The 24,026-nt window shown below is 62.3% G+C and carries 25 protein-coding genes and 1 tRNA gene; 14 read left to right on the forward strand and 12 right to left on the reverse strand.

Annotated elements, in window-relative coordinates; genetic code table 11:
• The first annotated feature begins 25 nt into the window (after window positions 1-25).
• Entirely contained in the window at window positions 26-880 is an 855-nt protein-coding gene (locus J3B00_RS21805) for a LysR substrate-binding domain-containing protein (protein ID WP_209871769.1), read from the forward strand.
• Window positions 881-945: 65 nt separating this feature from the next.
• On the opposite strand, the gene J3B00_RS21810 is transcribed toward J3B00_RS21805, so the two are convergent.
• Complete coding sequence (locus J3B00_RS21810) at window positions 946-1,695, reverse strand: sulfite exporter TauE/SafE family protein (RefSeq protein ID WP_209871774.1); 750 nt, start codon at window positions 1,693-1,695, stop codon at window positions 946-948.
• Between the two features lie 112 nt (window positions 1,696-1,807).
• Between J3B00_RS21810 and J3B00_RS21815 the strand changes: the two genes are divergently transcribed.
• The 3 genes from J3B00_RS21815 to J3B00_RS21825 all read left to right on the forward strand — a co-directional run bounded on the left by J3B00_RS21815 (window position 1,808) and on the right by J3B00_RS21825 (window position 3,831).
• Complete coding sequence (locus tag J3B00_RS21815) at window positions 1,808-2,764, forward strand: LysR family transcriptional regulator (RefSeq protein WP_209871777.1); 957 nt, start codon at window positions 1,808-1,810, stop codon at window positions 2,762-2,764.
• A 52-nt stretch (window positions 2,765-2,816) separates the two neighbouring features.
• Complete coding sequence (locus J3B00_RS21820; RefSeq protein ID WP_209871781.1) at window positions 2,817-3,272, forward strand: MarR family transcriptional regulator; 456 nt, start codon at window positions 2,817-2,819, stop codon at window positions 3,270-3,272.
• Between the two features lie 130 nt (window positions 3,273-3,402).
• Window positions 3,403-3,831, forward strand: coding sequence for an organic hydroperoxide resistance protein (locus tag J3B00_RS21825; protein WP_209871784.1), 429 nt, complete (start codon window positions 3,403-3,405; stop codon window positions 3,829-3,831).
• Window positions 3,832-3,957: 126 nt separating this feature from the next.
• Here J3B00_RS21825 and J3B00_RS21830 read toward each other — a convergent pair whose 3' ends face one another.
• From J3B00_RS21830 to earP, 3 genes are all read right to left on the reverse strand, one after another.
• Window positions 3,958-4,257 (reverse strand): hypothetical protein, encoded by a 300-nt coding sequence (locus J3B00_RS21830; protein WP_209871787.1) that lies wholly within the window; start codon window positions 4,255-4,257, stop codon window positions 3,958-3,960.
• A gap of 551 nt (window positions 4,258-4,808) precedes the next feature.
• Window positions 4,809-5,378 carry an elongation factor P gene (gene efp / locus J3B00_RS21835; protein ID WP_209871790.1) on the reverse strand — a complete coding sequence of 190 codons (570 nt, stop codon included), beginning with the start codon at window positions 5,376-5,378 and terminating at the stop codon, window positions 4,809-4,811.
• A gap of 48 nt (window positions 5,379-5,426) precedes the next feature.
• Window positions 5,427-6,560: an elongation factor P maturation arginine rhamnosyltransferase EarP gene (earP, locus tag J3B00_RS21840; protein ID WP_209871793.1), complete on the reverse strand. Its 1,134-nt coding sequence runs from the start codon at window positions 6,558-6,560 to the stop codon at window positions 5,427-5,429.
• A gap of 132 nt (window positions 6,561-6,692) precedes the next feature.
• On the opposite strand from earP, the gene J3B00_RS21845 reads away from it, so the two are divergent.
• Both J3B00_RS21845 and J3B00_RS21850 read left to right on the forward strand, forming a co-directional pair.
• The gene (locus J3B00_RS21845; RefSeq protein ID WP_209871796.1) at window positions 6,693-7,085 is read left to right on the forward strand and encodes a hypothetical protein; all 393 of its coding nucleotides are present in this window, start codon (window positions 6,693-6,695) and stop codon (window positions 7,083-7,085) included.
• 2 nt (window positions 7,086-7,087) lie between these two features.
• The gene (locus J3B00_RS21850; protein WP_209871799.1) at window positions 7,088-7,570 is read left to right on the forward strand and encodes a GreA/GreB family elongation factor; all 483 of its coding nucleotides are present in this window, start codon (window positions 7,088-7,090) and stop codon (window positions 7,568-7,570) included.
• A gap of 29 nt (window positions 7,571-7,599) precedes the next feature.
• Here J3B00_RS21850 and J3B00_RS21855 read toward each other — a convergent pair whose 3' ends face one another.
• On the reverse strand, window positions 7,600-8,496 hold the full coding sequence (locus tag J3B00_RS21855; protein WP_209871802.1) for a LysR family transcriptional regulator: 897 nt from the start codon (window positions 8,494-8,496) through the stop codon (window positions 7,600-7,602).
• Window positions 8,497-8,604: 108 nt separating this feature from the next.
• Here J3B00_RS21855 and J3B00_RS21860 point away from each other — a divergent pair, with 108 nt between their 5' ends.
• The 3 genes from J3B00_RS21860 to J3B00_RS21870 all read left to right on the forward strand — a co-directional run bounded on the left by J3B00_RS21860 (window position 8,605) and on the right by J3B00_RS21870 (window position 12,706).
• Window positions 8,605-9,792: an MFS transporter gene (locus J3B00_RS21860; RefSeq protein ID WP_209871805.1), complete on the forward strand. Its 1,188-nt coding sequence runs from the start codon at window positions 8,605-8,607 to the stop codon at window positions 9,790-9,792.
• Window positions 9,793-9,969: 177 nt separating this feature from the next.
• Window positions 9,970-10,350: a hypothetical protein gene (locus J3B00_RS21865; RefSeq protein ID WP_209871809.1), complete on the forward strand. Its 381-nt coding sequence runs from the start codon at window positions 9,970-9,972 to the stop codon at window positions 10,348-10,350.
• Between the two features lie 202 nt (window positions 10,351-10,552).
• Window positions 10,553-12,706, forward strand: a complete 2,154-nt coding sequence (locus tag J3B00_RS21870; RefSeq protein ID WP_209871813.1) for a TonB-dependent siderophore receptor — start codon at window positions 10,553-10,555, stop codon at window positions 12,704-12,706.
• 495 nt (window positions 12,707-13,201) lie between these two features.
• Here J3B00_RS21870 and J3B00_RS21875 read toward each other — a convergent pair.
• Window positions 13,202-13,291 (reverse strand) — tRNA-Ser (locus J3B00_RS21875).
• Between the two features lie 287 nt (window positions 13,292-13,578).
• Between J3B00_RS21875 and J3B00_RS21880 the strand changes: the two genes are divergently transcribed.
• The 3 genes from J3B00_RS21880 to J3B00_RS21890 all read left to right on the forward strand — a co-directional run bounded on the left by J3B00_RS21880 (window position 13,579) and on the right by J3B00_RS21890 (window position 16,231).
• Window positions 13,579-14,268, forward strand: a complete 690-nt coding sequence (locus tag J3B00_RS21880) for a crotonase/enoyl-CoA hydratase family protein (protein ID WP_209871816.1) — start codon at window positions 13,579-13,581, stop codon at window positions 14,266-14,268.
• 196 nt (window positions 14,269-14,464) lie between these two features.
• Window positions 14,465-15,181 (forward strand): 1-acylglycerol-3-phosphate O-acyltransferase, encoded by a 717-nt coding sequence (locus tag J3B00_RS21885; RefSeq protein ID WP_209871819.1) that lies wholly within the window; start codon window positions 14,465-14,467, stop codon window positions 15,179-15,181.
• A 78-nt stretch (window positions 15,182-15,259) separates the two neighbouring features.
• The gene (locus tag J3B00_RS21890; protein WP_209871823.1) at window positions 15,260-16,231 is read left to right on the forward strand and encodes a magnesium and cobalt transport protein CorA; all 972 of its coding nucleotides are present in this window, start codon (window positions 15,260-15,262) and stop codon (window positions 16,229-16,231) included.
• A 185-nt stretch (window positions 16,232-16,416) separates the two neighbouring features.
• On the opposite strand, the gene J3B00_RS21895 is transcribed toward J3B00_RS21890, so the two are convergent.
• Entirely contained in the window at window positions 16,417-17,151 is a 735-nt protein-coding gene (locus J3B00_RS21895) for an amidotransferase (protein WP_209871826.1), read from the reverse strand.
• A 535-nt stretch (window positions 17,152-17,686) separates the two neighbouring features.
• Between J3B00_RS21895 and J3B00_RS21900 the strand changes: the two genes are divergently transcribed.
• Complete coding sequence (locus tag J3B00_RS21900; RefSeq protein WP_209871830.1) at window positions 17,687-18,487, forward strand: cytochrome c; 801 nt, start codon at window positions 17,687-17,689, stop codon at window positions 18,485-18,487.
• A gap of 53 nt (window positions 18,488-18,540) precedes the next feature.
• Here J3B00_RS21900 and J3B00_RS21905 read toward each other — a convergent pair whose 3' ends face one another.
• From J3B00_RS21905 to J3B00_RS21920, 4 genes are all read right to left on the reverse strand, one after another.
• Window positions 18,541-18,873 (reverse strand): ribonuclease E inhibitor RraB, encoded by a 333-nt coding sequence (locus J3B00_RS21905; RefSeq protein ID WP_209871833.1) that lies wholly within the window; start codon window positions 18,871-18,873, stop codon window positions 18,541-18,543.
• A 185-nt stretch (window positions 18,874-19,058) separates the two neighbouring features.
• Entirely contained in the window at window positions 19,059-19,295 is a 237-nt protein-coding gene (locus tag J3B00_RS21910) for a hypothetical protein (protein ID WP_209871836.1), read from the reverse strand.
• A gap of 145 nt (window positions 19,296-19,440) precedes the next feature.
• Window positions 19,441-21,519, reverse strand: a complete 2,079-nt coding sequence (locus J3B00_RS21915; RefSeq protein WP_209871839.1) for an LTA synthase family protein — start codon at window positions 21,517-21,519, stop codon at window positions 19,441-19,443.
• 221 nt (window positions 21,520-21,740) lie between these two features.
• A complete protein-coding gene (locus J3B00_RS21920) occupies window positions 21,741-21,932 on the reverse strand; it encodes a PLDc N-terminal domain-containing protein (protein ID WP_209871842.1) in 192 nt (63 codons plus the stop codon).
• Window positions 21,933-22,058: 126 nt separating this feature from the next.
• Between J3B00_RS21920 and J3B00_RS21925 the strand changes: the two genes are divergently transcribed.
• Window positions 22,059-22,997, forward strand: a complete 939-nt coding sequence (locus J3B00_RS21925) for a ZIP family metal transporter (RefSeq protein ID WP_209871847.1) — start codon at window positions 22,059-22,061, stop codon at window positions 22,995-22,997.
• A gap of 474 nt (window positions 22,998-23,471) precedes the next feature.
• Here the strand turns inward: J3B00_RS21925 and J3B00_RS21930 are convergent, their stop codons facing one another.
• Entirely contained in the window at window positions 23,472-24,002 is a 531-nt protein-coding gene (locus tag J3B00_RS21930; RefSeq protein WP_209871850.1) for a hypothetical protein, read from the reverse strand.
• Window positions 24,003-24,026: the final 24 nt, after the last annotated feature.

The following is a 24,026-nucleotide window of genomic DNA, read 5'->3' on the forward strand; positions in this document are numbered from 1 at the left end:
GTCATGCATCTCGGAGATTGATGCAATGTCCCAGTACCAGAGCCTCGATTCCGACGTATTGCGCACCTTCGTCGCGATTGCCGAACAAGGCGGGTTCACCCGCGCCGGCGAAGTGGTCAACCGCACCCAGTCCGCTGTCAGCATGCAGATGAAACGCCTGGAGGAAGACGTCCTCCAGCGCCAGCTGTTCGAACGCGACGGCCGCCAGGTACGCCTGACCGCCGAGGGCCAGGTGCTGCTCGGCTATGCCCGGCGCATCCTCAAGCTGCATGGCGAAGTGTTCAACACCCTGCGCAGTCCGCACATGGTCGGCGTGGTGCGCATCGGTACGCCCGACGACTACGCGATGCGCTTTCTGCCGAGCATCCTCTCCAGCTTTGCCCAGGCCTACCCGTTGATTCAGGTTGAAGTGCACTGCGAGTCATCCAAGCAGCTGATGCTACGCCAGGACCTCGACCTGACCATAGTCACCCGCGAGCCGGGCCATGAAGTCGGCCAACTGCTGCGCCAGGAGCGCTTGGTGTGGGCGGCGGCGCAGGGCTTTTGTCCGCAGGAGCAGCGACCGATGCCGTTGGCGTTGTTCAATAGCGATTGTTTCTGCCGGGCCTGGACCTGCAATGCACTCGAGACGCAGGGCATCGATTACCGGATCGCCTACACCAGCCCGAGCCTGGCGGCGATCTTTGCGATCGTCACGGCGGGACTGGCGGTCACGGCGCAGCTGCAGAGCTTGATTGGCGGCAACTTGCGCATACTCGGTGAGAATGATGGATTGCCGCAATTGCCGGTGGCCAATGTGATGATGCTGCGCAATGCGCACAGCCAGTCGGCGATAACCGACTGCATGGCGCAGTACATCAGTGAAGGGTTTGCGCTGTGAGTTCTGCGGTATTGCGTTTAGCTTGAGATCGCCGGGGCCGCTGCGCAGCCCTAGCATGGACAGCCTTACAACTCAAACCCCAGCATCACCGCGCATACCACCAAGAACACACAGAACAGCGTCTTCAACACCTTCTCCGGCAACGCATGGGCCAGCTTCACCCCCCAACTGATGCTCAGCAGCCCGCCCACCGCCAACGGCAGGCCCACCTGCCAGACCACACTGTGGTGCAACCCATAGGTCAGCAAGGTGACCATGGTGCTCGGCACCGCCAACGCCAGCGACAGCCCCTGCGCCACCACCTGGGTGGTGCCGAACACACTGGTCAGGATCGGCGTCGCCACCACCGCACCGCCCACGCCGAACAAACCGCCCATGGTCCCGGCAAAACTGCCCAACACCCCTAGCCACGGCCAGGCATAACGCAGCTCACTGCTCGGCGGCGCCACACGCATGAACATCCGCGCCACGTTCCACAGCGCCAGCGCCACCAGAAAGCCGACGAACCCCAAGCGCATCGAATGCGCATCGATGCCCACCGCCCAGATCGAACCAAGCCAGGCAAACACCAGGCTGCACAGCGACAACGGCAAAGCATGGCGCAGCTCGATGCGGTTGCGCTGGTGATAGCGCCACAGCGCCAGCAGCACGTTCGGTACCACCATCACCAGCGCAGTGCCCTGCGCCAACTGCTGGTCGAGGCCAAACAGCAGGCCCAATGCAGGGATCGCGATCAACCCGCCGCCAATGCCAAATAGCCCGCCCACAGTCCCCAGCGCTGCGCCCAGTACGATATACATCAACCACTCGATCATCAGGGCCTCATCCGCCTGTTACAGAATGTGTGCATGCTAACCATTGCAGGCTGGCAGCGAAACGCACAGCAGCGCACAATGGCTATGCGTGATTCGCACAAGCAGAAGCCTGATGAGCCCCGATACCCTTACCGAACAACTGAGCCTGTTTCTCGATGTGCTGGAGGCTGGCAGCTTTTCCGCCGCCGCGCGCCGTCACCCACTGACCCCCTCGGCAGTGGCACGGCGCATCGACAGCCTGGAGCACGCCGTGGGCAGCCGCCTGTTTGTGCGCAGCACCCACGCGGTACGGCCCACCCCCGCCGGCAATGCTTTCGCCGAGCGCGCCCGGCGCATCATCGAAGAGTTACGCCTGGCCCGCGCCGAAGCGGTGTCGCTGAGCAACGCCCCGGAAGGCCTGATCCGCATTGACGCGCCGGCGGCCTTTGGCCGGCTTCACCTGGCGCCGGCGATTGCCGACTTCCTGCTGGCCTACCCCGGCCTGGACGTGCAACTGCGCCTGATCGACAGTTTTGTCGACCTGCACGGTAGCCATCTTGGCGAGGTCGACCTGGTGCTGCGCGCCGGCCCCCTGGCCGATACCCGCCTGGTGGCAACACCATTGGCCTACATGGTGCGGATCGCTTGCGCCAGCCCGGCCTACCTGGCCAGCCGCGGCACGCCCACCTGCCCCAGCCAATTGCCAGGCCACGACGGCCTCGACTGGGACGGGCTGGCGCCGCCGTTCGCCTGGCGCTTCGCGGTCGACGGCCAGACCCGACTGTATCGACCCGCGCGCATGCGCATGGCGGCCAACAACGCCGAGACCCTGCTGTTCGGCGCGCTGGCCGGCCTGGGCATCGCCCACCTGCCAACCTGGCTGGTCAGCGAGCACCTGCTGCGTGGCGAACTGCTGCCGCTGTTTTGCCAGGACGGCTTGCCCGAAGCAGAAACCAGCGGCATCTATGCACTACGCCTGGCACATGAAACGAACTCTCGCAGCCGCTTGCTGCTCGAATTCCTCAAGAGCCGTTTCAGTCCGCTGCCACCCTGGGACCTGGCCCTGCGCAGTGAGTTACCGTGGCAATGAGTGCCCCACCCTGCGCGCGCCAGACTTCCATCTCAATCATTCAAGGACCTGCATGAACGCCGACAACAATGCCCCATGCGACGAGCTACTGCTGGACAACCAGGTCTGTTTCGCCCTGCACTCCACCTCGTTGCTGATGACCAAGGTCTACAAACCCTTGCTGCAGGCGCTCGGCCTGACCTACCCGCAGTACCTGGCGATGCTCGTGCTGTGGGAGCAGGACGGGTTGACGGTCGGGGAAATCAGCCATCGCCTGCTCACCGACCCTGGCTCGCTGACCCCGCTGCTCAAGCGCCTGGAGAGCGAAGGCCTGCTCAAGCGCACCCGCAGCCGCGAAGACGAACGGGTGGTGATGGTGCAACTGACCGATAAAGGCCGTGCTTTACGCGAGCAGGCCCGGGAAGTGCCCAAATGCATCCTGCAGGCCAGCGGACGTAGCCTTGAACGCTTGCAACAGCTGCAGGCCGAACTGCTCGAATTGCGCGCCAGCCTGCAACAGGGGCTGTGACGACTATGCTGTGAGCTGGTCGTTCGGATCAACGGCAACAGATTTATCTTGCGCACTAACTATTTGCGCGCTAATTTAAATCCCACACCAATCCAGCGCTCTGGCGCTCAGCACACATGTGAGGCTCACGATGCAAAAGGTCACTCCCCTGTACATTGCACAAGCGACTTCCACTGGCGGGCGCGATGGCACCTCCAAAGCCAGCGATGGCAAGCTTGAGGTCAAGCTGAGCACACCGAAAGAGCTGGGCGGCGCGGGCGGTGAAGGCACCAACCCTGAGCAGCTGTTTGCGGCAGGCTATTCGGCGTGCTTCATCGGCGCGCTGAAGTTCGTCGCCGGGCAAGAGAAGAAGCAGTTGCCGGCGGATGCGTCGATCACCGCCAAGGTTGGCATTGGCCAGATCCCCGGTGGTTTTGGGCTGGACATTGATCTTGAGATCAACCTGCCTGGGTTGGCCCAGGCTGACGCTGAGGCGCTGGTCGAGAAGGCGCACCAGGTGTGCCCGTACTCCAATGCCACGCGTGGCAATGTTGATGTGCGGTTGCATGTGAGTGTCTGATTGATCGCGGCAGTGGGGCTGCTGCGCAGCCCTTCCGACCGGTCCGGCGCGCCGGCAAGGCCGCTCCCACAGAGACCGCGCCATTCCTGTGGAGGCGCCACGGTCCATCAGGCATAGAACGGTTCTTCACGGGTTGTTGAGGGAGATGATCTGTTTGATTGGCTTGCTGGCTTGCTGGCTTTGGAATTGTTGGCTTATCCAGTTGATGTGGGGGCGCCACTGGCCCCTTCCGCCCTTACGGCGGGTCACTTTTTTTCTTGGAAAAAAGTAACCAAAAACCGCTTGCTCCTGCATCCGGCCCTGCGCTGCGCTCCGGGTCCCCTCGCTCCGGTCTCCTGACGTCGCGAAGTTACGGGCGGCGCCTGGGCTGGCGTTGTCTTCGATAGTGGCATGGGTGGTGGATATTCGGGCCTCTTCGCGGGACAAGCCCGCTCCTACAGGGTTGGCGCAGATTTTGAATTCGGCGCTGTACCTGTAGGAGCGGGCTTGTCCCGCGAAGAGGCCGGTACTGGCAATGCAAAGCGCAGGGCGCAGCCCTGCCAGCCACCCCGCAAATCCGCTGGTAAATAAACAAAGCGAGAGCGCAGCGATTCGCCTGCCGTTGCAGTGGCTGTTGATCTTGATCTTGCTCTTGATCTACCAGCGACTTCAGGAGGCCGAGCGCAGGTCTTGCGCAGGGAGGTGGAGGCCATGGATGGCCGTAAAGCGCTGAGGCCCAGGATGGGCCGTACAGCGCGGTCCTCCCGGAGCAAGACCGGAGCGAGGGAACCCGCAGCGCAGCGAAGGGCCGTATGATGGAGCAAGCGGTTTTTGGTTACTTTTTTCCAAGAAAAAAAGTGACCCGCCGTAAGGGCGGAAGGGGCCAGTGGCACCACCACATCAAATGGATAAGCCCCCCCAACCTACAAGCCCCCAATGATCAAACCAAAAAAAACCCGGCACCAAGGCCGGGTTTTTCAAACAGTCGCAAGAAGTGATTACTTCTTGGAACGGCCCTTGAAGCTACCGTCGCGGGTATCGATATCGATCATTTCGTCGATCTCGATGAAGTCAGCAACCTGTACTTCGGTACCGTTGGACAGCTTGGCAGGCTTCATGACCTTGCCCGAAGTGTCGCCACGCGCGGAGTTTTCGGTGTAGACAACCTTACGGCTGATGGTGGTCGGCAGCTCTACCGATACCAGACGCTCTTCGAAGAACACAGCTTCGCAGACGTCGGTCATGCCTTCTTCGATGTACGGAAGAACGGCCTCGATGTCTTCGGCGTTCAGCTCGTACATGGTGTAGTCGGTGGTGTCCATGAAGGTGTACTGGTCACCGCTGATGAACGACAGGGTCGCTTCTTTGCGATCGAGGATCACGTCGTCCAGCTTGTCGTCCGCACCGTAGACGGTTTCGGTCTTGTAGCCGGTCAGCAGGTTCTTCAGCTTGGTCTTCATGATCGCGCTGTTACGGCCCGACTTGGTGAATTCAGCTTTCTGAACCAGCCACGGATCGTTATCGATGCGCAGAACGGTACCGGGTTTGATTTCTTTACCAGTTTTCATTGCGATATATCCGAATCTGGATGGATTTATAAAAATCGAGGCCGCGTATCATAGCGAATTTCGGTAAAAGTGTACTAGCGCCGTGGCAAGGTCCGGCCGAGCGGCCTGCCCTGCGGCCCAGTCACGCGCATGTTGGCGCAGTTCTGCCCAATGCGGCTGCAGCGCTCGCCAGGCCTGGCCCATGTCACGGTCCATGTTCCACGCCTGCCACAATTCGCTCAACGCAGCCGCAGCCGGCGCTGACAAGCCCTGTCGATAAAGCGCAAGGAAAGCGTCGAGTTTTTCCCAGTGGGCGTTCTCTTCCTGCACATAGATGTGCCACAGCATCGGCACCGCCGCCCACTGCGCACGTACGAACGAGTCTTCCCCACGCACGGCATTGAAGTCACAGCACCAGAGCAAGCGGTCGTAATCCTCCTGACTGACGAATGGCACCACCTGCACAGTCAGCGCGCCACGCCGGTGAATCGCCCCGGGCGCCAGCTCAGCCTCGCCCAGCCACTGGCCAAGGTCGGCCAGCACCCGGCCTTGCGGCACCAGCAAGTGAGTGGCCTGCGCGTCGCTCGCCAACGCCTCCAGCCAACTGCCCAGTTGCGGGTTCTCATAGGCGAACAAGGAGATCAACCGGGCCCCGGGCTGCACCTTGACGCCAAGCCCTGCGAGAAACTGCGCCCGTGCGTCCGGCGATTGCTGCAGGGCCTCGCGCCGCGCCAGCAGCGTGCCCTCGCGCAGCAACCCGCCAGTGCCTGCAGTAAAGCCTGGGAAGAAAAACACCTTGCGCAGCCCATTGGCCTGCGGCGAGGGCAGCCCATGGCAACCTTCTACCCAATCTTCGGCGCTGAGGTACTCGAGGTTGAGCCACAGCGGCGCCTTGGCCTGCTGGCTCATGGCCTCGACATAGCTCGCCGGCAACTGACAGGCAAACGCCCCTACCACCACCTGCGCCGGCGCGCTGGCCTGCCAGTCAGCCGGCCAGCGGCGCACGTCGACGCCCTGCTGCCACTGCTGCTCGGCGTTGACATCGGCCCCTGGACACAGCGGCACGAAGGCCTGCAGGTCGTCCACCCACAAGCGCACCGCCTGATCATGCTCGGCCACCAGCTGACGGGCCAGGCGCCAGGTCACGCCGATGTCGCCATAATTGTCGACAACCGTGCAGAAGATGTCCCAGGTGGTTTTCATACCGACTGCCTCGCTGCGCGGAAAAACCGCCGATTCTGCGGATAAATTGTCGCTGACAAAAGCGCTGCGCTGAAAATATGTTGGCCGCGCATGCGACAATGCCGAGCACTACCGCCCTGCCAGGAGGCTGTCATGGACCGCTACCGCCGCCGCGAACTGAAAATCACCCTCAAGCCCGTGCAGCTGATCTTCTGCGTTGCCCTTGGCCTGTGGCTGGGTGCTTTGGCCATCGGCCTGAGCCTGTGGCTGGCGCTGCGGCTGTGGCCGGAACAGGTGCAACCGGTGACCCAGGCCATCGCCCCCGCGGCCGTAGCGCCAGCGCCGGCACCGCCTGCTGACGCCCAGGCGCAGATGTTCGAACGCTACAAGGACATCCTGCACAACCAGGAGGCGCAACAGGCTGCCGAAGCGGCCCAGGGCAACCCGCGTAACCTCAACAAGCCCAAGTGCCAGTTCTGGCTGCAGCAGAACCGCACTGCACCCACCGACAAGAGCCAGGCCAACGTGCTGGAGTTCTGCTACTGATCATGAACAAGACCACCCTGCTCGCCCGTATTGTCGAAACCCTCGAACAGGATGTCGAGGTGCTGCGTCGTGCAGCGCAGACGGCCTACGAGACCGCCACCGCCGAAGAAAACATCGCCGAGAACAAGTACGACACGCTCGGGCTCGAAGCCTCGTACCTGGCCACCGGCCAGGCCAGACGCACCGCCGAGATACGCCAGGCGCTGCTGACCTACCAACAACTTCTGCCGCGCGACTACGACCCGGCACGGGGCATCCAGATCACCAACCTGGTGACCCTGGAAGATGAAGAGGGCGAACAACGGCTGCTGTTTCTTGGGCCCGAAGGCGCTGGGTTGAAGATTGGCGAGGGCGCGCAACAGGTGACCGTGATCACCCCGCGCTCGCCGCTCGGCCAGGCGATGCTGGGCAAGCGGATCGATGACGAGGTTCGCCTGGTGGTGGCTGGCGTGGCGCAGGTGGCCGTGGTGGTCGATGTGAGCTGAACCCCTGGGGCCGTTTCGCAGCCCAGGCATCACCTAACCTGGCCAACAGCCTCCACTGCCAAGCGTTCCTCCAGCACCTGCAAGAACGCCCGCGCCGCCGGCGTCGGACTGTTCGCCCACACCGCGTACACATGCCGCACCGGCGCATCGGTCAAACGCACCAGACTCACCCGCTCAAATCCTTGGGCAGTGCGCTCCGGCACCAAACCCAGCGCCATCCCGCGCTGGACGAACTTCTCCACCAGGCGGATATGACCTATTTCAAACTGCACCCGGCGCACCAACCCCGCCGCCATAAAGGCCTCATCGGTCTGCCGCCGCGCGCCCGTGCCCTCGGGAAAGTCCACCAACACCTGATCGGCAAGGTCCGCCAGCGCCAAACACTCGTTCCCCGCCAGAGGGTGCTCTGGCGGCAACACCGCCACCAACGCCTCACGCCCCAGCAAGCGGTGCTGCACGCCCTGCAGTAACTCGCCTTCCCACAAGCCGATGAAGCCCACATCCAGGCGCCGCTCGCACACGTCAGCCACTAGCAATTCGCTCTTGGCAGTCAGCAAGCGCACATCCACCGCCGGATACCGCCCATGAAACACTGCCAACAGGTCGACCAGGTCCAGCGCCGTCAACGAACTGATCTCGCCAATCGACAACCTGCCGCGCACTTGCCCGCAGGCCGCCGCAACGTCATCGGCAATCCGCTGAGTCGCCTCCAGCGCCGGCCGCGCGCTGAGCACGAACGCTTCGCCGGCCGGGGTCAGGCGCACCCGTCGCGACGTGCGCTCGAACAAGCTCACCCCCAACGCCGCCTCCAACCGCGCGACCTGATGGCTAAGCGCCGACTGGACCACGTGGCAACGCTCGGCCGCGCGAGTAAAACTACCGGTGTCAGCGACGGCCAAGGCGTATTCGAGCTGCTTGAGGTTCATCGATTGATCTGTAAACGAGATAGAAAGGCTGAAAACTATACATTGGCGTCATGACTGTTATCTACCGATACTGTGCGCACCTTTCCCCTGCCCGCAACGAGATTTTCCATGAACGCCCCGACCCTCAGTCGCGCCCTGATCCTGCTGATGGCGACCGCCACCGGCCTGGCGGTGGCCAGTAACTACTACGCCCAGCCGCTGCTGCACAGCATCGCCGAGCAGTTCGGCCTGAGCACTGCCAGCGCCGGGACCATCGTCATCACCGCGCAGCTCAGCTACGGCGCCGGCTTGCTGCTGCTGGCACCGCTGGGCGACCTGTTCGAACAGCGCCGGCTGATCGTCTGCATGATTGCCATCGCCACCCTCGGCCTGGTGATCAGTGCCTGCGCGCCGAACCTGCCGTGGTTGCTGGTGGGGACGGCGCTGACCGGGTTGTTTTCGGTGGTCGCGCAAATCCTCGTGCCGATGGCCGCCAGCCTCACCGCACCGGAGCAACGCGGCCGCGCCGTGGGTACGCTGATGAGCGGGCTGCTGCTGGGCATTCTGCTGGCGCGCACTGCGGCCGGGTTCATGGCCGAGCTCGGCGGCTGGCGCAGCATCTATGTGCTGGCCGCGGTGCTGATGGCAATCAGTGCCATCGCCCTGTACCGCAGCCTGCCGCAGCACAACAGCCATGCCGGGCTGAAGTACCCGGCACTGATCGGCTCGGTGTTCCGCCTGTTTGTCGAGGAGCCACTGCTGCGCCTGCGCTCGCTGCTGGGGCTGTTGGCGTTCAGCCTGTTCGGTTTGTTCTGGACGCCGCTGGCGTTCTTGCTGGTGCGCGAGCCGTATCAGTACTCCGAGGCAGTGATCGGGCTGTTCGGCCTGGCGGGGGCTGCCGGCGCCCTGTCGGCGAACTGGGCCGGGCGCCTGGCTGATCGCGGCAAGGGCTCGCTGGGCACCACGGTTGGCCTGCTGGCCCTGCTGCTGGCGTGGATCCCGCTGGGCTTTGCCGAGCATTCGCTGCTGGCCTTGCTGATTGGCGTGCTGGTGCTGGACCTGGCGGTCCAGCTGGTGCACGTCAGCAACCAGAACGCCGTGATTGCCCTGCGCCCGCAAGCGCGCACCCGGCTGAACGCGGGGTATATCACTTGCTACTTCATTGGTGGCGCGCTGGGGTCGCTGCTGGGTACGCAGCTGTTCGAGCGCAGTGGCTGGAATGGGATCGTGGTCGCTGGGGTGGTGATCGGTACCCTGGCGCTGGTGGTCTGGGGGCTGGCGGAGCGCAAACGCAAATTCCTGATGCAGTCGGCGTGATGGGTATTTGGCTGTAACCCCCTGGGGCTGCTGTGCAGCCCCAGAAGTGTCAGCCTGAAACGGGCCGGTAGGCGACAACCGGCCGGACGACCCTCCGTCGCGTGCTCGTTGACTTGCCGAGCCCTCAAGCGCTGGATAGGCGTTGGTCAAATGCCCTCCCACAGACAGGACGACACAATGACAAGACTCACGGTGCAATCCGGCGATTTCTTGCAAGGTGAAGGCGAGTATCGCAATGGATCGCTCACACTCAAGACCCCTCGCAGCCCCTCCCCCGGAGAACGAATCTCCCTCGCGCGCATCCAGGAGCTCAAGCTCGCCAGCCTGGAAACCAACCGCAGCCTGGGCACCGCGCTCGGCTGGGGCATGGCCGGCGCCCTGGTGGCCGGGCCGGTCGGCCTGATCGCCGGGCTCTGGCTGGGTGGCAAGGAAGAAGAAGCCACCTTCCTCGCCACCTTCAAGGACGGCCGCAAGTTGATGGCCATTACCGATGGCAAGACCTGGTCGAAGATCGACGACAGCTGGCGTCGCCGCCAGCAAGGCCCAAGCGCCAGCTGAATTCCCGCATGGCTGAATCGTTTGCTTAACCGGGCGCCCTTTAAATAGCGGCGCCCGGTGCATCTGCGCCTGCTAACATGGCGCCCCTTTTGCCTGGCCGGCGCAATACCGTCAGGCGCCCTGCCCGCACTCGCACCCAGCCTTTCAGCCCGTCGACAGCAGCCGACCGATAACGGCGCGTCCGCCCTTCAAGGAGCCTTGCATGACCTCGCTTCGCCCTCGCCTGCCCCTGAGCCTGCTCAGCCTTGGCCTCGCCCTGCACAGCGGCCACGGTCTGGCCGACGACAGCGTCACGCTCGCCCCCTTGCAGGTTTCGGACGTCTACGGCAACAGCGGCTACCAGGCCCGCGAGGCGCAGGTCGGCGGCCTGCAGGCGGCGCCCCTGCTCGACACCCCGGCGGCGGTCAGCGTGTTCACCCAGCAACTGCTGGAGGACCGCCAGGTGCGCAAGCTCAGCGAAGTGCTGCAAAGCGACGCTTCGGTCGGCGAAAGCTATGCGCCCATCGGCTACTACGAAAACTTCAACGTGCGCGGTTTCGAGCTCAATGCCGCCAGCAGCTACAAGATCAACGGCCAGACCATCGCCGGTGAACAAAACGTCGCCCTCGAAAACAAACAACAGGTCGAGCTGCTCAAGGGGCTGTCCGGGTTGCAGAGCGGCGTGTCGGAGCCCGGCGGGCTGGTCAACTATGTAACCAAGCGCGCCGAAGATGTACGCAGCGTGACCGTTTTGACCAACGAACAGGGCGAGCGCTACCTGGCCACCGACCTCGGCGGCTGGTTTGGCAGCGAACGCCAGTTTGGCCTGCGCGCCAACCTCGCCCATGAGGACATCCGCTCGTACGTCGACCATGCCGATGGCAATCGTGACTTCGCCTCGCTGGCCTTCGACTGGCAGATCAGCGCCAATGCCACCCTGCAGCTGGATGCCGAATACCAGCACCGCGAGCAGCGCTCGGTGCCCGGTTATCAGTTGCTCGGTGGCACTGAAGTGCCGCATGGCATCGACCCCAAGGATCGCCTGGCCTACCAGCAATGGGCCAAGCCCGTGCAAAACGACTCGCTGAACCTGGGCGGGCGCTTCGAGTACCGCTTCAATGACGACTGGACGGCGAGCGTGAGTGCCTCGCGCAGCAAGGTGGTGATTGACGACTACAGTGCGTTTGCCTGGGGCTGCTATGGCTCGGACAGCTGCGCCGGCGCGGCGGTGCCGAACTACTTCAGCCCGGAAGGTAATTACGACATCTACGACTTCCGCAGCCCTGACGATACCCGCCGTACCGACGAAGTCCAGGCCATGCTCAATGGCCGCTTCAGCGCGCTGGGCCTGGGGCACGAACTGACCGTGGGCAGCAGCGCGCAACGGCGCACGCTTGATCAGCGGCCGTATTACAACGAGTTCCTGGAACTCCCCGGCAACATTTACACCGGTGCTCCGCAAGTGGCGCCATCAGAGCGCCCCATCGGCGCCAGCGAACGGCGCCTGGACAGCCGTCAGTATGGCGTGTTCGTCAGCGACCGGATCAGCTTCAATGAGCAATGGCAGACCGTGCTCGGCGCCCGTGAAGTGCGCCTGGACGAGAAAACCTGGGACGAAAACGGTGCTGCCGGCCGGCACACCCAGCAATACCAGTTGCTGCCCAACGCCGCGCTGATCTACAAGCCGCGGCCGGACACCACCCTGTATGCCAGCTACGCCAAAGGCTTGTCTGCAGGTGGCACCGCGCCTTGGTTTGCTGACAACGCCGCTGAGATCCTTGCCCCTACCCTCTCGCGCCAGCTTGAACTGGGTATCAAGCGCGACTGGCAGGGCATGAGTTTCACCGCCGCTCTGTTCCAGATCCGCCAGGCCAATCAATACGTGCGGCCTGATGACAACACCTATGTGCAGCAGGGCCAGCAGAAAAATACCGGGGTTGAGCTTGGTGCCAGTGGCTGGGTGACTTCCCGCTTGCAGATTCAGGCTAGCGCCGCCGCGATCCGGGCTCGTGTCGAGGATAGCGGTACTGAAATTTACGAAGGCCATCAGGCGATCAATGTGCCGCGCCTGCGGGCCGCGCTGCATGCCGATTACAGCTTGCCGATTGCGGGTTTGGCGGTGCTTGGTGGGGCTCGTTACAGTGCCAGCAAGTATGCTAGCCAGGCTGGCGGGGTGGAGGTTGGCGGGTATACCGTTTTTGATATTGGTAGCCGTTACCGGACCCGGATCGGGGGGTATGACACGGTGCTGCGGCTGACTGTGGATAACGTGTTCGACAAGCGTTACTGGCGGGATGTTGGGGATTACCTGGGCGACAATTATCTGTTCCAGGGGGCGCCGCGGACTGCGCGGTTGTCGGCGTCTGTGAGCTTTTAAGCGTATTTTTTGGGGGCTGGGGCTTTTAGGTTGGGGGCTTATCCATTTGGTGTGGTGACTTTTCGGGCCCCTTCCACCCTTACGGCCATCCCTTTCAAGGTCTCTGCATTTTTCTGAATTTTTCTTTGGCTTGAGCTCGCCGGGGCCGCTGCGCAGCCCTTTCCGACCGGTCCGGCGCCCCGGCAAGGCCGCTCCCACAGGATGGAGTGTTGCCCATTTTTTGTTCAATACATGAGAGTCACTGCACGGCGCCGTCCATGTGGGAGCGGCCTTGTGTCGCGAAAGGGGCGCGCAGCGGCCCCGGCGAGCTCACGTCAAGCGCAATTTCAGAACACCTTGAAAGGGATGGCCCTAAGGACGGAACGGGCCATAAGTGTCACCACATCACATGGAAAGCAATAATTGCAAAGCCAACAGATCATCACCCCCGACAATCCGTGAAGCCCCAAACAAAAAGCCCCCGAACTTTTCAGTTCGGGGGCTTCTCGTAGAATGTGGCGGTGAAGAAGGGATTTGAACCCTTGATACGATTTCTCGTATACACACTTTCCAGGCGTGCTCCTTCGACCACTCGGACACTTCACCGTTTCTCTTCAAGCCATTCAGCCTGTCGAGGCGCGCTAATTTAGTCGAACACCTTAACCTTGGCAAGCGTTTTTTTCAGAATTTTCATGCGCTTAAGCAAATAAGGCCAAAACCTCGGTACTCAGGGCAATGCTGCCATTCTCGCCAGCGCTTTTACCGCAGCCCCGCACCCCACGCCCAAACCACACGGCCTGCCCGCCCAACGCTGACTGGCTGGTCAGCCTTGGCGCTTTACCTGCCAGGCCGCGCTGGGTAACGTCATCGCCACGCCACCAAAGGACTCTGTCATGAGCGAGCTGATTACCTACCATGCCGATGAAGGCATCGCCACCCTGACCCTGAACAACGGCAAGGTCAACGCCATCTCGCCGGATGTCATCGCCGCCTTCAACCTCGCCCTCGACCAGGCCGAGAAGGATCGCGCCGTGGTGATCATCACCGGCCAGCCGGGGATTCTCTCCGGCGGCTACGACCTCAAGGTAATGACTGCCGGCCCCAAGGAGGCAGTCGGCCTGGTCACCGCCGGTTCGACCCTGGCCCGGCGCCTGTTGTCGCATCCCTTCCCGGTGATTGTCGCCTGCCCTGGCCACGCCGTGGCCAAGGGTGCCTTCCTGTTGCTCTCGGCTGACTACCGGATTGGCGTCGAAGGGCCCTACACCATCGGCCTGAACGAAGTGAAGATCGGCATGACCATGCACCATGCCGGTATCGAGCTGGCGCGTGACCGCCTGCGCCGCTCGGCCTTCCACCGTGCGGTAATCAATGCCGAGATGTTCGAGCCCAAGGATGCCCGCGATGCCGGTTTCCTCGACCAGGTGGTGCCAGCCGAGCAGTTGCTCGAAACCGCGCTGGAAGCTGCCCGCGAATTGAAAAAACTCAACATGCGTGCGCACAAGAACACCAAGCTGAAAGTGCGCAAGGCGCTGCTTGAACTGCTGGATGACGCGATCATTCGTGACCAGGAACATATGGGCTGAGGCTGGTGGCCTCTTCGCGGGGCAAGCCCGCTCCTACAGGGGTTTGGGTTGCAGCAATCATTGAGAACAATCCAAACCCCTGTAGGAGCGGGCTTGCCCCGCGAAGAGGCCATCACTGACAACCCCCTCGCAACCATTTGCCGATTTCAGTGCACAACCGTACACTGAATTTCGACCAACTGTTGTGAGTCGCCCCATGCTCTCTCTGATCCGCCTGTTCCTGCTCGGCCTGCATTGCCTGCTCATCAGCCTCCCAGGCCTGCTGCTCGGTCTGTGCCGCCCGTTCAACACCGACAACAGCCGACTGTTCGCCCGCCTCTACAGCCTCCCTACCCCATGGCTGCTACCGGTCAGAATCAAAGCCGAGGTCGCCGCCCTGCACGAGCAACCGCCAGGTTGCGTGATCATCGTCAACCATCAATCCAATTTCGACCTGTTCATTGCCGCCCAGGCCATACCCCGACGCACCGTTGCCATCGGCAAGAAAAGCCTCGGCTGGATTCCGCTGTTCGGCCAGCTGTTCTGGCTGGGCGGTAATGTGCTGGTAGACCGCCGCAATGCCTACCAAGCGCGCAAGGCCTTGCAGCAGACCACCCGCATCCTGCGCGAAGACACCTCGATCTGGATCTTCCCCGAAGGCACGCGCAACCCCAGCGCGCAGCTGCTGCCCTTCAAGAAGGGCGCCTTCCACATGGCGATCGAAGCCGGCGTGCCGATCGTGCCGGTGTGCGTCAGCCGCTATGCGCGTCAGTTCGGCCTGAATCGCTGGCGACGCCGCCCGGTGATCATTCGCTCGCTGCCGCCGATCGCCACCGCAGGGCTGAGCAAGGATGACTTGCCAGCATTGATCGAGCAGTGCCGCCAGCACATGCAGCAGTGCCTCGACCACATGGATCAGGAACTGTCCGCCTGAGCAGACCACGCCCCAGTTGCCCTGCAGCCGCAGACCGACCAAGCTGTCTGTCGTGTTCAACCGAATAAGCGGACAACCATGGGTCGAGTCGTCGCAGCGGCGGTGTACAGCGCCGGAAGAAAGGTCACCAACATCAGTATCGACGAAGGCAGCGAGTGGGCGCAGAAGCCCGGGCACTTCGTCTGGATCGGCCTGGAGGAGCCTGACGCCCAAGCGCTGGCCAGCCTGCAGTGCCAATTCAACCTGCACGAGCTGGCCATCGAGGACGCCCTCGAGAAACACAGCCGGCCGAAGCTGGAAACCTTTGGCGACGCGCTGTTCATCGTCACCTATTCGCCGGTGCGCATTGAAGGCAAGCTGGAGTTCATCGAAACGCACATCTTTGCCGGCAACGGCTACATCATCACCTGCCGCAATGGCCACTCCAAATCCTATGCCCTGGTGCGCCAGCGCTGTGAAGCGCGGCCACTGCTACTCGAGCATGGCGAAGACTTCGTGCTGTATGCCCTGCTCGACTTCGTCACCGAGAACTACCAGCCGGTCAGCGAGGCGATCCACGACGAGATCGAACAGCTTGAGCAGAGCGTGCTGAGCAATTCGCTTCAGGAAGAAGACATCCGCCGCCTGCACAGCCTGCGCCGCGACATCCTGCGCCTGCGCCGTTACGTAGCGCCGATGGTGGAGATCAGCGAAGAACTGCAGCGCCTGAGTTTTCCGTTCATCGACAAGAACATGCGGCCGTATTTTCGTGATGTGCAGATTCACGTCACGCGGCAGATGGAGGACCTGGCCAGCATCCGCGACATTGCCGGGCAGACGATTGAGATCGGCATGCTGCTGGAGTCGTCACGGCAGAGCATCACCCAGCGCAAGTTTGCTGCATGGGCGGCGATACTGGCGTTTCCGACGGCGATTGCCGGGATCTACGGGATGAACTTTCAGAACATGCCCGAGCTGGGTTGGCACTACGGGTACTTTGCCGTGCTCGGGGTGATCGGATTGGGCTGTAGCGGGTTGTTTGTGAGCTTCAAGCGGTCGGGGTGGCTGTAAAGGCTGGGGCCGCTGACCCTTCTGGCTGCGCCGTCGTGCAGCGAACAACGTCCGTGAATGTGGCGCATGGCACCGGCTTCGCCGGTTTCGCGGGACAAGCCCGCTCCTACAGGGTTGATGGTGAGACGCAAACCCGGGTGCGCCGCAAATCCTGTAGGAGCGGGCCTGCGAAGAGGCCGGCAAGGTCAGGCCGCGCTTTGCTTGCCCTTCGCCGAATGCCCGACAAACCTCAGCATCCACTCTCCAACCAGATCGCCCTGGTGCTCAGCCGAAAGGCTGGCAATCGCCCGCTGGTACACCTCATCGCCCAGTGACTCCTGACGAGCATCCAGCAACGCCCGCGAGTACTCATGAACAAACTCCGGATGCCCCTGGAAGCACAGCACCTGATCGCGGATGTGGTACGCAGCATTCGGGCAGAAATCACTCGAGGCAATCACCGTCGCGCCCTCCGGCAACGCCGTGACCTGGTCCTGATGGCTGATCAGCAAGGTCAGCTCGGACACCTCAGGGTCCATCCACGGCGCATGCGCCGCGAGGGTGTAGCGGTGGATGCCCACGCCCCAGCCACGGTCGGCACGCTCAGCCTTGCCGCCCAGCACCAGCGCCAGCAACTGATGGCCAAAACACACACCCAGCAACTTTTCGCCACGCTCATAAAGCTTGAGCAGATACGCCTTGAGTGTCTGGATCCACGGATCAGCGCCAAACGAGTCGGCCTTGCTGCCCGTGACCAGGTAGGCATCGAAGACTTCATCCTCAGGGGGGTAATCGCCGTTCATCACGTTGTAAACACGAAACTCGGCCTTGACCGACTGACGCAAGAACAGCTGCTCGAACATCCTTCCATAACCCTGGTACTGCGCAGTCAACTCCGGTCGCAGAACGTCGGTCTCAAGGATGCAGATGCGTAACGACATAGCGATAGTCCTGAACGACATGTGAGGGGATTAGCTATAGAGACTGCCGCGAAAGACACGTACAAGCAAGTAGGATGCACTGACGAACGGTAAGCCCTGTCACCCTTGGTAACCACTGTCGCGCACTCGTCTAGCCCCAGCGTGCCAGCTTGCTGGCCAGTGGCCTTTAAGCGAAAAGAAATTTCAGGCCAGGTTGTTAGAACAAACAGTTCTCAAACATGGATGACGCAACCCCTACTGTTGGTTGTATATCCACAGACAGGAGGCAAGCAGGATCGGCATCTGGCGGTATGGCCAGGGCCGCTGCGATCGACCCGACGCGAGACAGGGAAGCCAACGGCTATTCAGGAATAACAACAAGAAGGCGGTCCGCCATGTTCAGACAATCAAAAGTACGCCAAGCCGGACTCATATTGTTCGCAACCACTTTGCTGCTGATCTTGCCGAATTTGACCCGGCTGTTCGGCTGACAGCGCCTGTGGAATACACAGGCAGTGCACAGGTAATCTGCCAGCCCTGACGGTTGGAGATTGCCATGCGCCAAAGCCTTGCCCTGCTCGCCTTGCTGTTCAGCCTGCCACTGGGGGCAGCGCAATTGAACATCGAGCTGGGCGACCATTCACGCCAATGGGACAGCGCCGAGCTGCTCCAGCATCCGCAGGCGCGCAGCATCGACATTGCTCAGGACGTCTCCTACAAGCGGCCCATGCGTTATCGCGCGGTGCCGCTTGCTGTGCTGCTCGAGGGTGTGAAGGCCGAGCAACACCTGCAGGCGGTCGCCCTGGATGGGTTTGCCGCGGAGATGCCGGCTGCACCGTTGCTGCAGGCCGGGCCTGCGCGCGCTTGGCTGGCGATCGAGGACCCTGCCCTGCCCTGGCCAAGGTTGGCCAAGGGCAAGCCGAGTGCGGGGCCGTTCTACCTCGTTTGGAGCGATCCGCAGGCCAGCGGCATTCGCCCGGAGCAGTGGCCGTTTCAGATTGCCACGATCCGCCGGTTGGCTGCGGTGGAGCAGCGGTTTCCGGCGTTGCTGCCAGAGGCGGGGTTGCCGGCTGATGACCCGGTGCGCGAGGGGTTTGCCCTGTTTCAGCAGAACTGCCTGGCCTGTCACCGGCTCAATGGTGCGGGCGATGCGCAGTTCGGGCCGGATCTGAATGTGCCGTATAGCCCGGTCGAGTATTTCCAGCCGGGGATGTTGCGGCGGTATATTCGCGACCCGCAGAGTCTGCGGCAGTGGCCGCAGGCGAAGATGCCGGGATTCGGTAAAGAGGTTTTGAGCGAGCAGGAGCTGGATGCGTTGCTGGCGTATCTGGAGCACATGGCCAAGCGCAAGCCTTGAATGCGAGTTGTGCCCTTTGCGGGGCAAGCCCGCGAAAGGCACAACTCGGTGTATCAGGCCCGCGGCCTTTCGTGCTTGACGCCCCAGCCTTCGACCTCACCGCCCAAGGGGCCGACGACCCCCTCGAAGGCTTCCTCGAAGGCACCAATGCCACGGTAGGTGGCATACATGATCTTGCTCAGCTCCAAATCCCAACCGCCATCGTCACGTTCACGCACCTGAGCATTCAAAGACTCGCCACGAAACTGTCCGGCCGCACGGCGTGCGCCATCTTCATTGGGAAAAACCGCGTAAAACTCGATGGGGTGGATCTGGCTGAAATCAAAACCGCCAGCTTTCATCTGGCGAAGGACATTGCTGCTGATATCGTCGTTCTGGCTGCTCATGAATCGTCCTCCTGAATAATGCAATGGATAGACTTTCCGTGCACTACGCACCTGCCTGGCGCCTGAAAGGCGCCGGGTAGATCGAGCTGATGCAAGACGCGATGTAACCCACGCCGGCCCGCAGAAAAGGCCGAGGTGTTCATCCAGCGTAGCGAAGATAGCAGCACTACGCCAGAAAGGCCTGCTCAGGGCAGTTCGCGGATATCGGTGATGGTCACGCCGCTCTGCTCCTTGAGCCAGTGAACCGTGGGGGACTCAATCCGGTCCTGGAAGTTGTTGAGGTCGAGCTCATCCATGAGCGGGAACAGCTTGGTGCGAATGGCGCGCGCCGCATCCTCTTTACTGGGACGCTGATCGGCAGTGAGCAACAACGTCGTCGGTTCGCCTTTCTGATCGGCAAAGATGACTTCCCACTCTTTCATTGAATAGCCCTCGCTGGGTAACGCATTGAGTGACATCCGTTCTAGCTTGACCGCTGTGCACGCGCATTGTTCAGCATGGCTGCCCAACGCGCATGAAAAAGGGCTTGCCGGTCACCCGGCAAGCCCTTTTTAACAGCGCCAGCAGTTACTTCGGCGTGCCATGAACAACACCGGCGGTGTTGTCCAGCAGGCTCTTGGTAGCGGTCTGGATGTACGCCTCAAGGTTTTTCAGCAGTGCAGGTTGGTCTTCAGCACCCTCGATCAGCTCGGCCTTGAACTCGCGGCCCAGCTGGTAGCGGTACAGGCGCGGGCTCATGTCCTTGGACTCGATCAGGATCCGGTCACCCTGGACCAGACCAACGATCTGCTCGCTGCCCGAAGGCTTGATGATGCCCACGCCCTGATCGCCCTGCGGCAGGTTGAGCAGGTCACGGCCCCAGCACTGGTGACGGGTATCGCCACCCAGGCGGCCCATGATGGTCGGCACGATGTCGACCTGGGTACCGACGGTGTGATCGACTGCACCGAACTTGTCCTGGATACCCGGAGCGATCAGCAGCAGCGGCACGTTGAAGCGGCCCAGGTCGAGCTCGGTGACCTGCTGATGGTTGCCAAAGCCATGGTCGCCGACGATGACGAACAGGGTTTCCTTGAAGTACGGCTCCTTGCGCGCCTTCTCGAAGAACTGGCCCAGCGCCCAGTCGGAGTAACGCATGGCGGTCAAGTGCTCGTCGAGACGGCCCTGGCCGGTGACCGGCTCGACCGGCAGGTCCTTGGGCAACGCGTACGGGGTGTGGTTGGAGAGCGTTTGCAGCAAGGCGTAGAACGGCTTCTTGCCATAGTTGTTGGCCAGCTCTTCGGCGCCACGGTTGAACATGTCCTGGTCGGACACGCCCCAGGTCGGGTCGGAGAAGATCGGATTGACGAAGTCGTTACGGCCGATAAAGGTGGTCATGCCCTGGTTGCCGAAGAAACCGGACTGGTTGTCCCAGGCAAAATCACCGTTGTAGACATAGACGTCGTCGTAGTCGCGGGCACTGAGCAGCGCTGGCAGGCCCGACAGCTTGTGGCCGCCTTCAGGCGTCTGCATCAGGTACTCGAAGCCCGGCAGGTTGGGGAAGCACGCCATGGTGGCGAACATGCCCTGGTGGGTATGGGTGCCGTTGGAGAAGAAGCGGTCGAACAGCAGACCCTCCTTGGCCAGCTTGTCGAAGTACGGGGTGATGTTGTTCGGGCTGCCCAGGGCGCCAACCGAGTGACCGGCGAAGCTCTCCATGAGGATAACCACCACGTTTTTCACCGGCAGGGTACGCTCGGCGGGCGGCACGAAGTCACGGCGGACCGCCGCTTCATCGGCATCGACCAGGGTGTCGTGCGGGGTCAGCAGCAGGTCACGCACGCTTTGCTGGGCCACCACCGGGTCGAGGGTCGACTTCCAGACGTTGGCGCGGTCTTCGCCGAAGCGGCTCTTGGCGGCGTCGATCAGGGTCAGGGTGCCGTTCAGGCCGAGCTGGTTGACGAAGTTCGAGTCGGTGGTAAAGGCATCACCCCAACGCATCGGCGGGCCCTGGCGCAGGGTGCCGCGGGCGGCCACTACCGCCACCAGCAGGATCACCATGAACACCGCCAGGCGGTTGTACCAGGCGGCCACAGGGCGCGTGCCGTGAGCGGAAGCGCTGGTGCCGGGGCGGGTCAGGCGATCGATGCCCTTGAACAGCAGGCTCAGCAGCCAGGTGCCGAACAGCCAGGCCAGCAGGTAGCGCACCACCGGGAAGCCGTACCAGAGCATGCTCAGCACGGTTTTCGGGTCTTCCTTGACGTACTGGAACACCAGGCCGTTGAGGCGCTGGTGGAACTCGCGGTAGAAGTCCATTTCCATCAGGCCGAGGAACATCACGATGCTCGCGGTGATCGTCAGCCAGACGCGGAATACGCCCCGGGCGGCCATCGCCGCCGGGCTGAGGATAGCCAGCAGCAGCGGAATGCTCAGGTACACCACCACGCGCAAGTCGAAGCGCAGGCCGTTGAGGAAACCCTCGGCCACGGTGGAATACGGCGTATCGCCGATCATGTCGCTGTTGTAGACCAGCAGCCCCAGGCGCACCAGGCTGAGCATCAGCATGATGACCAGGCCGCAGAGCAGGGTGTAGGCCAGGTGCGATTTGAGGGTCGGCGCGAACGGGACCGGCACGGCCCGTTGTTTCAAGGCATCCGTATTAGCCATGAATGGGGAGATCCTAGGATTGCGGGTTTGCGGGAAGGCGACAATCGCCGGCGGCCCCTGCCATTGATCATGGCTATTGGGCGAACGCAGCATTGTGCGGCGCGGATTCTGGTTAATCCAGTGTGAAAATTATGTCACGAGTGTTCATTGGGGAGTCAGGGATGGCCTATTGGGGCCGCAAAGCGGCCCCAAAACAGACGACGCAATCTTCAGGGATAACTTCAAATCCGAATGTTGCCGCGCGGCCCGGCGATGGCCCAGATGATCAACCCAATCACCGGCAGCACCAGAATCAGCAAGATCCACAGCACCTTGCTGCCAGTCCCGGCGCCGCTCTTGACCACATTGATAATCGCCCAGATGTCCAACGCCAGAATGATCAGCCCTACCAGCCCATTGAATGTCGACCCCATGCTGCATCTCCCGTATTAACCCGTGTGAGCCTGAGCATAGCGGCTATCACGTCGATAGAAGTGAATCCTTGGCCGTGCGCACAGGTCACTGGGTAGACTGCTTGAATTCCCTGACACGAGGTCCGCATGCCCCCCGCCCACACTGAAAGCGCCGCCCCACCCTCGTTGTTGAGCGCCTGGCGGCAACAAGCGACGAACACCCCCTGGCTCAGCGCCGGCCTGGGCCTGAGCCTGCTCGCGATTGTCGCGTTGCTGCTGGCCAGCCTGTGGAATGCCATCAACGGTGATCACGCCGAGAACCTGCACCTGGCCCTGCTCGGCGGGCTCGCCGGGTTCGCTGCCACAGCGCTGGGCGCGGTGCTGGCAGTGGTGCTGCGCGATGTCAGTACGCGCACTCAGGATGTAATGCTTGGCTTCGCCGCCGGGATGATGCTCGCCGCCAGCTCGTTTTCGTTGATCTTGCCCGGGCTGGATGCCGCCCGCGAGATCACCGGCAACGGCCCTGCGGCGGCGTTTACCGTGGTGCTGGGGATGGGCCTGGGCGTGCTGTTGATGCTCGGTCTCGACCGCTTTACCCCGCACGAACATGAAAGCACCGGGCCTTGCGGGCCAGACGCCGAGCGCTTCAATCGGGTGTGGTTGTTTGTGCTGGCGATTACCCTGCACAACCTGCCGGAGGGCATGGCGATTGGCGTGAGCTTTGCCAATGGCGAGATGAATATCGGCATGCCGCTGACCACGGCGATTGCCATTCAGGACATCCCTGAGGGGCTGGCGGTGGCGTTGGCACTGCGCGCTACCGGGTTGTCGAACCTGAAGGCAGCGTTGGTCGCGGTTGGCTCAGGGATGATGGAACCGCTGGGCGCGGTGATCGGCTTGGGGATTTCAACCGGGTTTGCGCTGGCCTACCCGATCAGCATGGGCTTGGCGGCGGGGGCGATGATTTTTGTGGTGTCGCATGAGGTGATCCCCGAGACGCACCGCAATGGGCACCAGACTTCGGCGACGCTGGGATTAATGGGTGGGTTCGCGGTGATGATGTTTCTCGATACTGCGTTGGGTTAAGGGTGGCAGGGGTGGCCTCTTCGCGGGGCAAGCCCGCTCCTACAGGGATTGCGGAGATCTTGAATTCGGCGCAATACCTTAGGAGCGGGCTTGCCCCGCGATGGGCCGCAAAGCGGCCCCAGCACCCATGATGATTGCGGAGATCTTGAATTCGGCGCTATACCTGTAGGAGCGGGCTTGCCCCGCGATGGGCCGCAAAGCGGCCCCAGAACCCATGATGATTGCGGAAATTTTGAATTCGGCGCAGTACCTGTAGGAGCGGGCTTGCCCCGCGATGGGCCGCAAAGCGGCCCCAGAACCCATGATGATTGCGGAGATTTTGAATTCGACGCAGTACCTGTAGGAGCGGGCTTGTCCCGCGATGGCCGCAAAGCGGCCCCAGCACCCATGATGATTGCGGAGATCTTGAATTCGGCGCAATACCTGTAGGAGCGGGCTTGCCCCGCGATGGGCCGCAAAGCGGCCCCAGTACGATCAAACGTGTACCGCAACCTTGAGCGCTTCCAACGCCGGCTCAACCTTGATCCCCACCGCCGCACCCAGCTCCAGCACGCGCGCCAGGTCATTCTGCCCGACCATCACCATCTGCAACTCATCATCCAGCAACTGGCTGAAGTTCAGCAGCACATACCCGCCCGCCTCCTTGTTCAACGCGCCCAGCTGCACTTGGATACGATTGAGCGCGGTCAACGGTTCGGTCTTGGCCAGCCCCTTGGCCTTGAGGGTCAGCGGCACGCTCTTGTCGAACGAGTCGCTGATGTTCTGGAACAGCTCCTGGTAGCTGTCCGCCAGAAACACCACGGTCTCCGGCAAGCTGCCAAGCACGATCCACTCACCCAGCGGGATCGGAAAACTGTCGTCGTAGTTGATGTCCGGATTGGCCGCCAGGAACGCAGCGGGGTCGGCATAGGCCTGGGACGCCTCGTCGGCGATGCGCTCGATTTCGTCATCGGGCATGCAGCCGGCACCGATGAGGCTGATGAATTCGCGCAACTGGTCTTTCATGAGGGGGCCCTGCAATGGTGAAAA

This window comes from Pseudomonas sp. BP8, from assembly GCF_017875955.1.
GTDB lineage: Bacteria > Pseudomonadota > Gammaproteobacteria > Pseudomonadales > Pseudomonadaceae > Aquipseudomonas.

Coding starts and splice junctions, on each gene's coding strand:
- J3B00_RS21805 (WP_209871769.1), top strand. CDS start 26: ATGTCCCAGTACCAGAGCCTCGATTCCGACGTATTGCGCACCTTCGTC.
- J3B00_RS21810 (WP_209871774.1), bottom strand. CDS start 1,695: ATGATCGAGTGGTTGATGTATATCGTACTGGGCGCAGCGCTGGGGACT.
- J3B00_RS21815 (WP_209871777.1), top strand. CDS start 1,808: ATGAGCCCCGATACCCTTACCGAACAACTGAGCCTGTTTCTCGATGTG.
- J3B00_RS21820 (WP_209871781.1), top strand. CDS start 2,817: ATGAACGCCGACAACAATGCCCCATGCGACGAGCTACTGCTGGACAAC.
- J3B00_RS21825 (WP_209871784.1), top strand. CDS start 3,403: ATGCAAAAGGTCACTCCCCTGTACATTGCACAAGCGACTTCCACTGGC.
- efp (WP_209871790.1), bottom strand. CDS start 5,378: ATGAAAACTGGTAAAGAAATCAAACCCGGTACCGTTCTGCGCATCGAT.
- earP (WP_209871793.1), bottom strand. CDS start 6,560: ATGAAAACCACCTGGGACATCTTCTGCACGGTTGTCGACAATTATGGC.
- J3B00_RS21845 (WP_209871796.1), top strand. CDS start 6,693: ATGGACCGCTACCGCCGCCGCGAACTGAAAATCACCCTCAAGCCCGTG.
- J3B00_RS21850 (WP_209871799.1), top strand. CDS start 7,088: ATGAACAAGACCACCCTGCTCGCCCGTATTGTCGAAACCCTCGAACAG.
- J3B00_RS21855 (WP_209871802.1), bottom strand. CDS start 8,496: ATGAACCTCAAGCAGCTCGAATACGCCTTGGCCGTCGCTGACACCGGT.
- J3B00_RS21860 (WP_209871805.1), top strand. CDS start 8,605: ATGAACGCCCCGACCCTCAGTCGCGCCCTGATCCTGCTGATGGCGACC.
- J3B00_RS21865 (WP_209871809.1), top strand. CDS start 9,970: ATGACAAGACTCACGGTGCAATCCGGCGATTTCTTGCAAGGTGAAGGC.
- J3B00_RS21870 (WP_209871813.1), top strand. CDS start 10,553: ATGACCTCGCTTCGCCCTCGCCTGCCCCTGAGCCTGCTCAGCCTTGGC.
- J3B00_RS21880 (WP_209871816.1), top strand. CDS start 13,579: ATGAGCGAGCTGATTACCTACCATGCCGATGAAGGCATCGCCACCCTG.
- J3B00_RS21885 (WP_209871819.1), top strand. CDS start 14,465: ATGCTCTCTCTGATCCGCCTGTTCCTGCTCGGCCTGCATTGCCTGCTC.
- J3B00_RS21890 (WP_209871823.1), top strand. CDS start 15,260: ATGGGTCGAGTCGTCGCAGCGGCGGTGTACAGCGCCGGAAGAAAGGTC.
- J3B00_RS21895 (WP_209871826.1), bottom strand. CDS start 17,151: ATGTCGTTACGCATCTGCATCCTTGAGACCGACGTTCTGCGACCGGAG.
- J3B00_RS21900 (WP_209871830.1), top strand. CDS start 17,687: ATGCGCCAAAGCCTTGCCCTGCTCGCCTTGCTGTTCAGCCTGCCACTG.
- J3B00_RS21905 (WP_209871833.1), bottom strand. CDS start 18,873: ATGAGCAGCCAGAACGACGATATCAGCAGCAATGTCCTTCGCCAGATG.
- J3B00_RS21910 (WP_209871836.1), bottom strand. CDS start 19,295: ATGAAAGAGTGGGAAGTCATCTTTGCCGATCAGAAAGGCGAACCGACG.
- J3B00_RS21915 (WP_209871839.1), bottom strand. CDS start 21,519: ATGGCTAATACGGATGCCTTGAAACAACGGGCCGTGCCGGTCCCGTTC.
- J3B00_RS21920 (WP_209871842.1), bottom strand. CDS start 21,932: ATGGGGTCGACATTCAATGGGCTGGTAGGGCTGATCATTCTGGCGTTG.
- J3B00_RS21925 (WP_209871847.1), top strand. CDS start 22,059: ATGCCCCCCGCCCACACTGAAAGCGCCGCCCCACCCTCGTTGTTGAGC.
- J3B00_RS21930 (WP_209871850.1), bottom strand. CDS start 24,002: ATGAAAGACCAGTTGCGCGAATTCATCAGCCTCATCGGTGCCGGCTGC.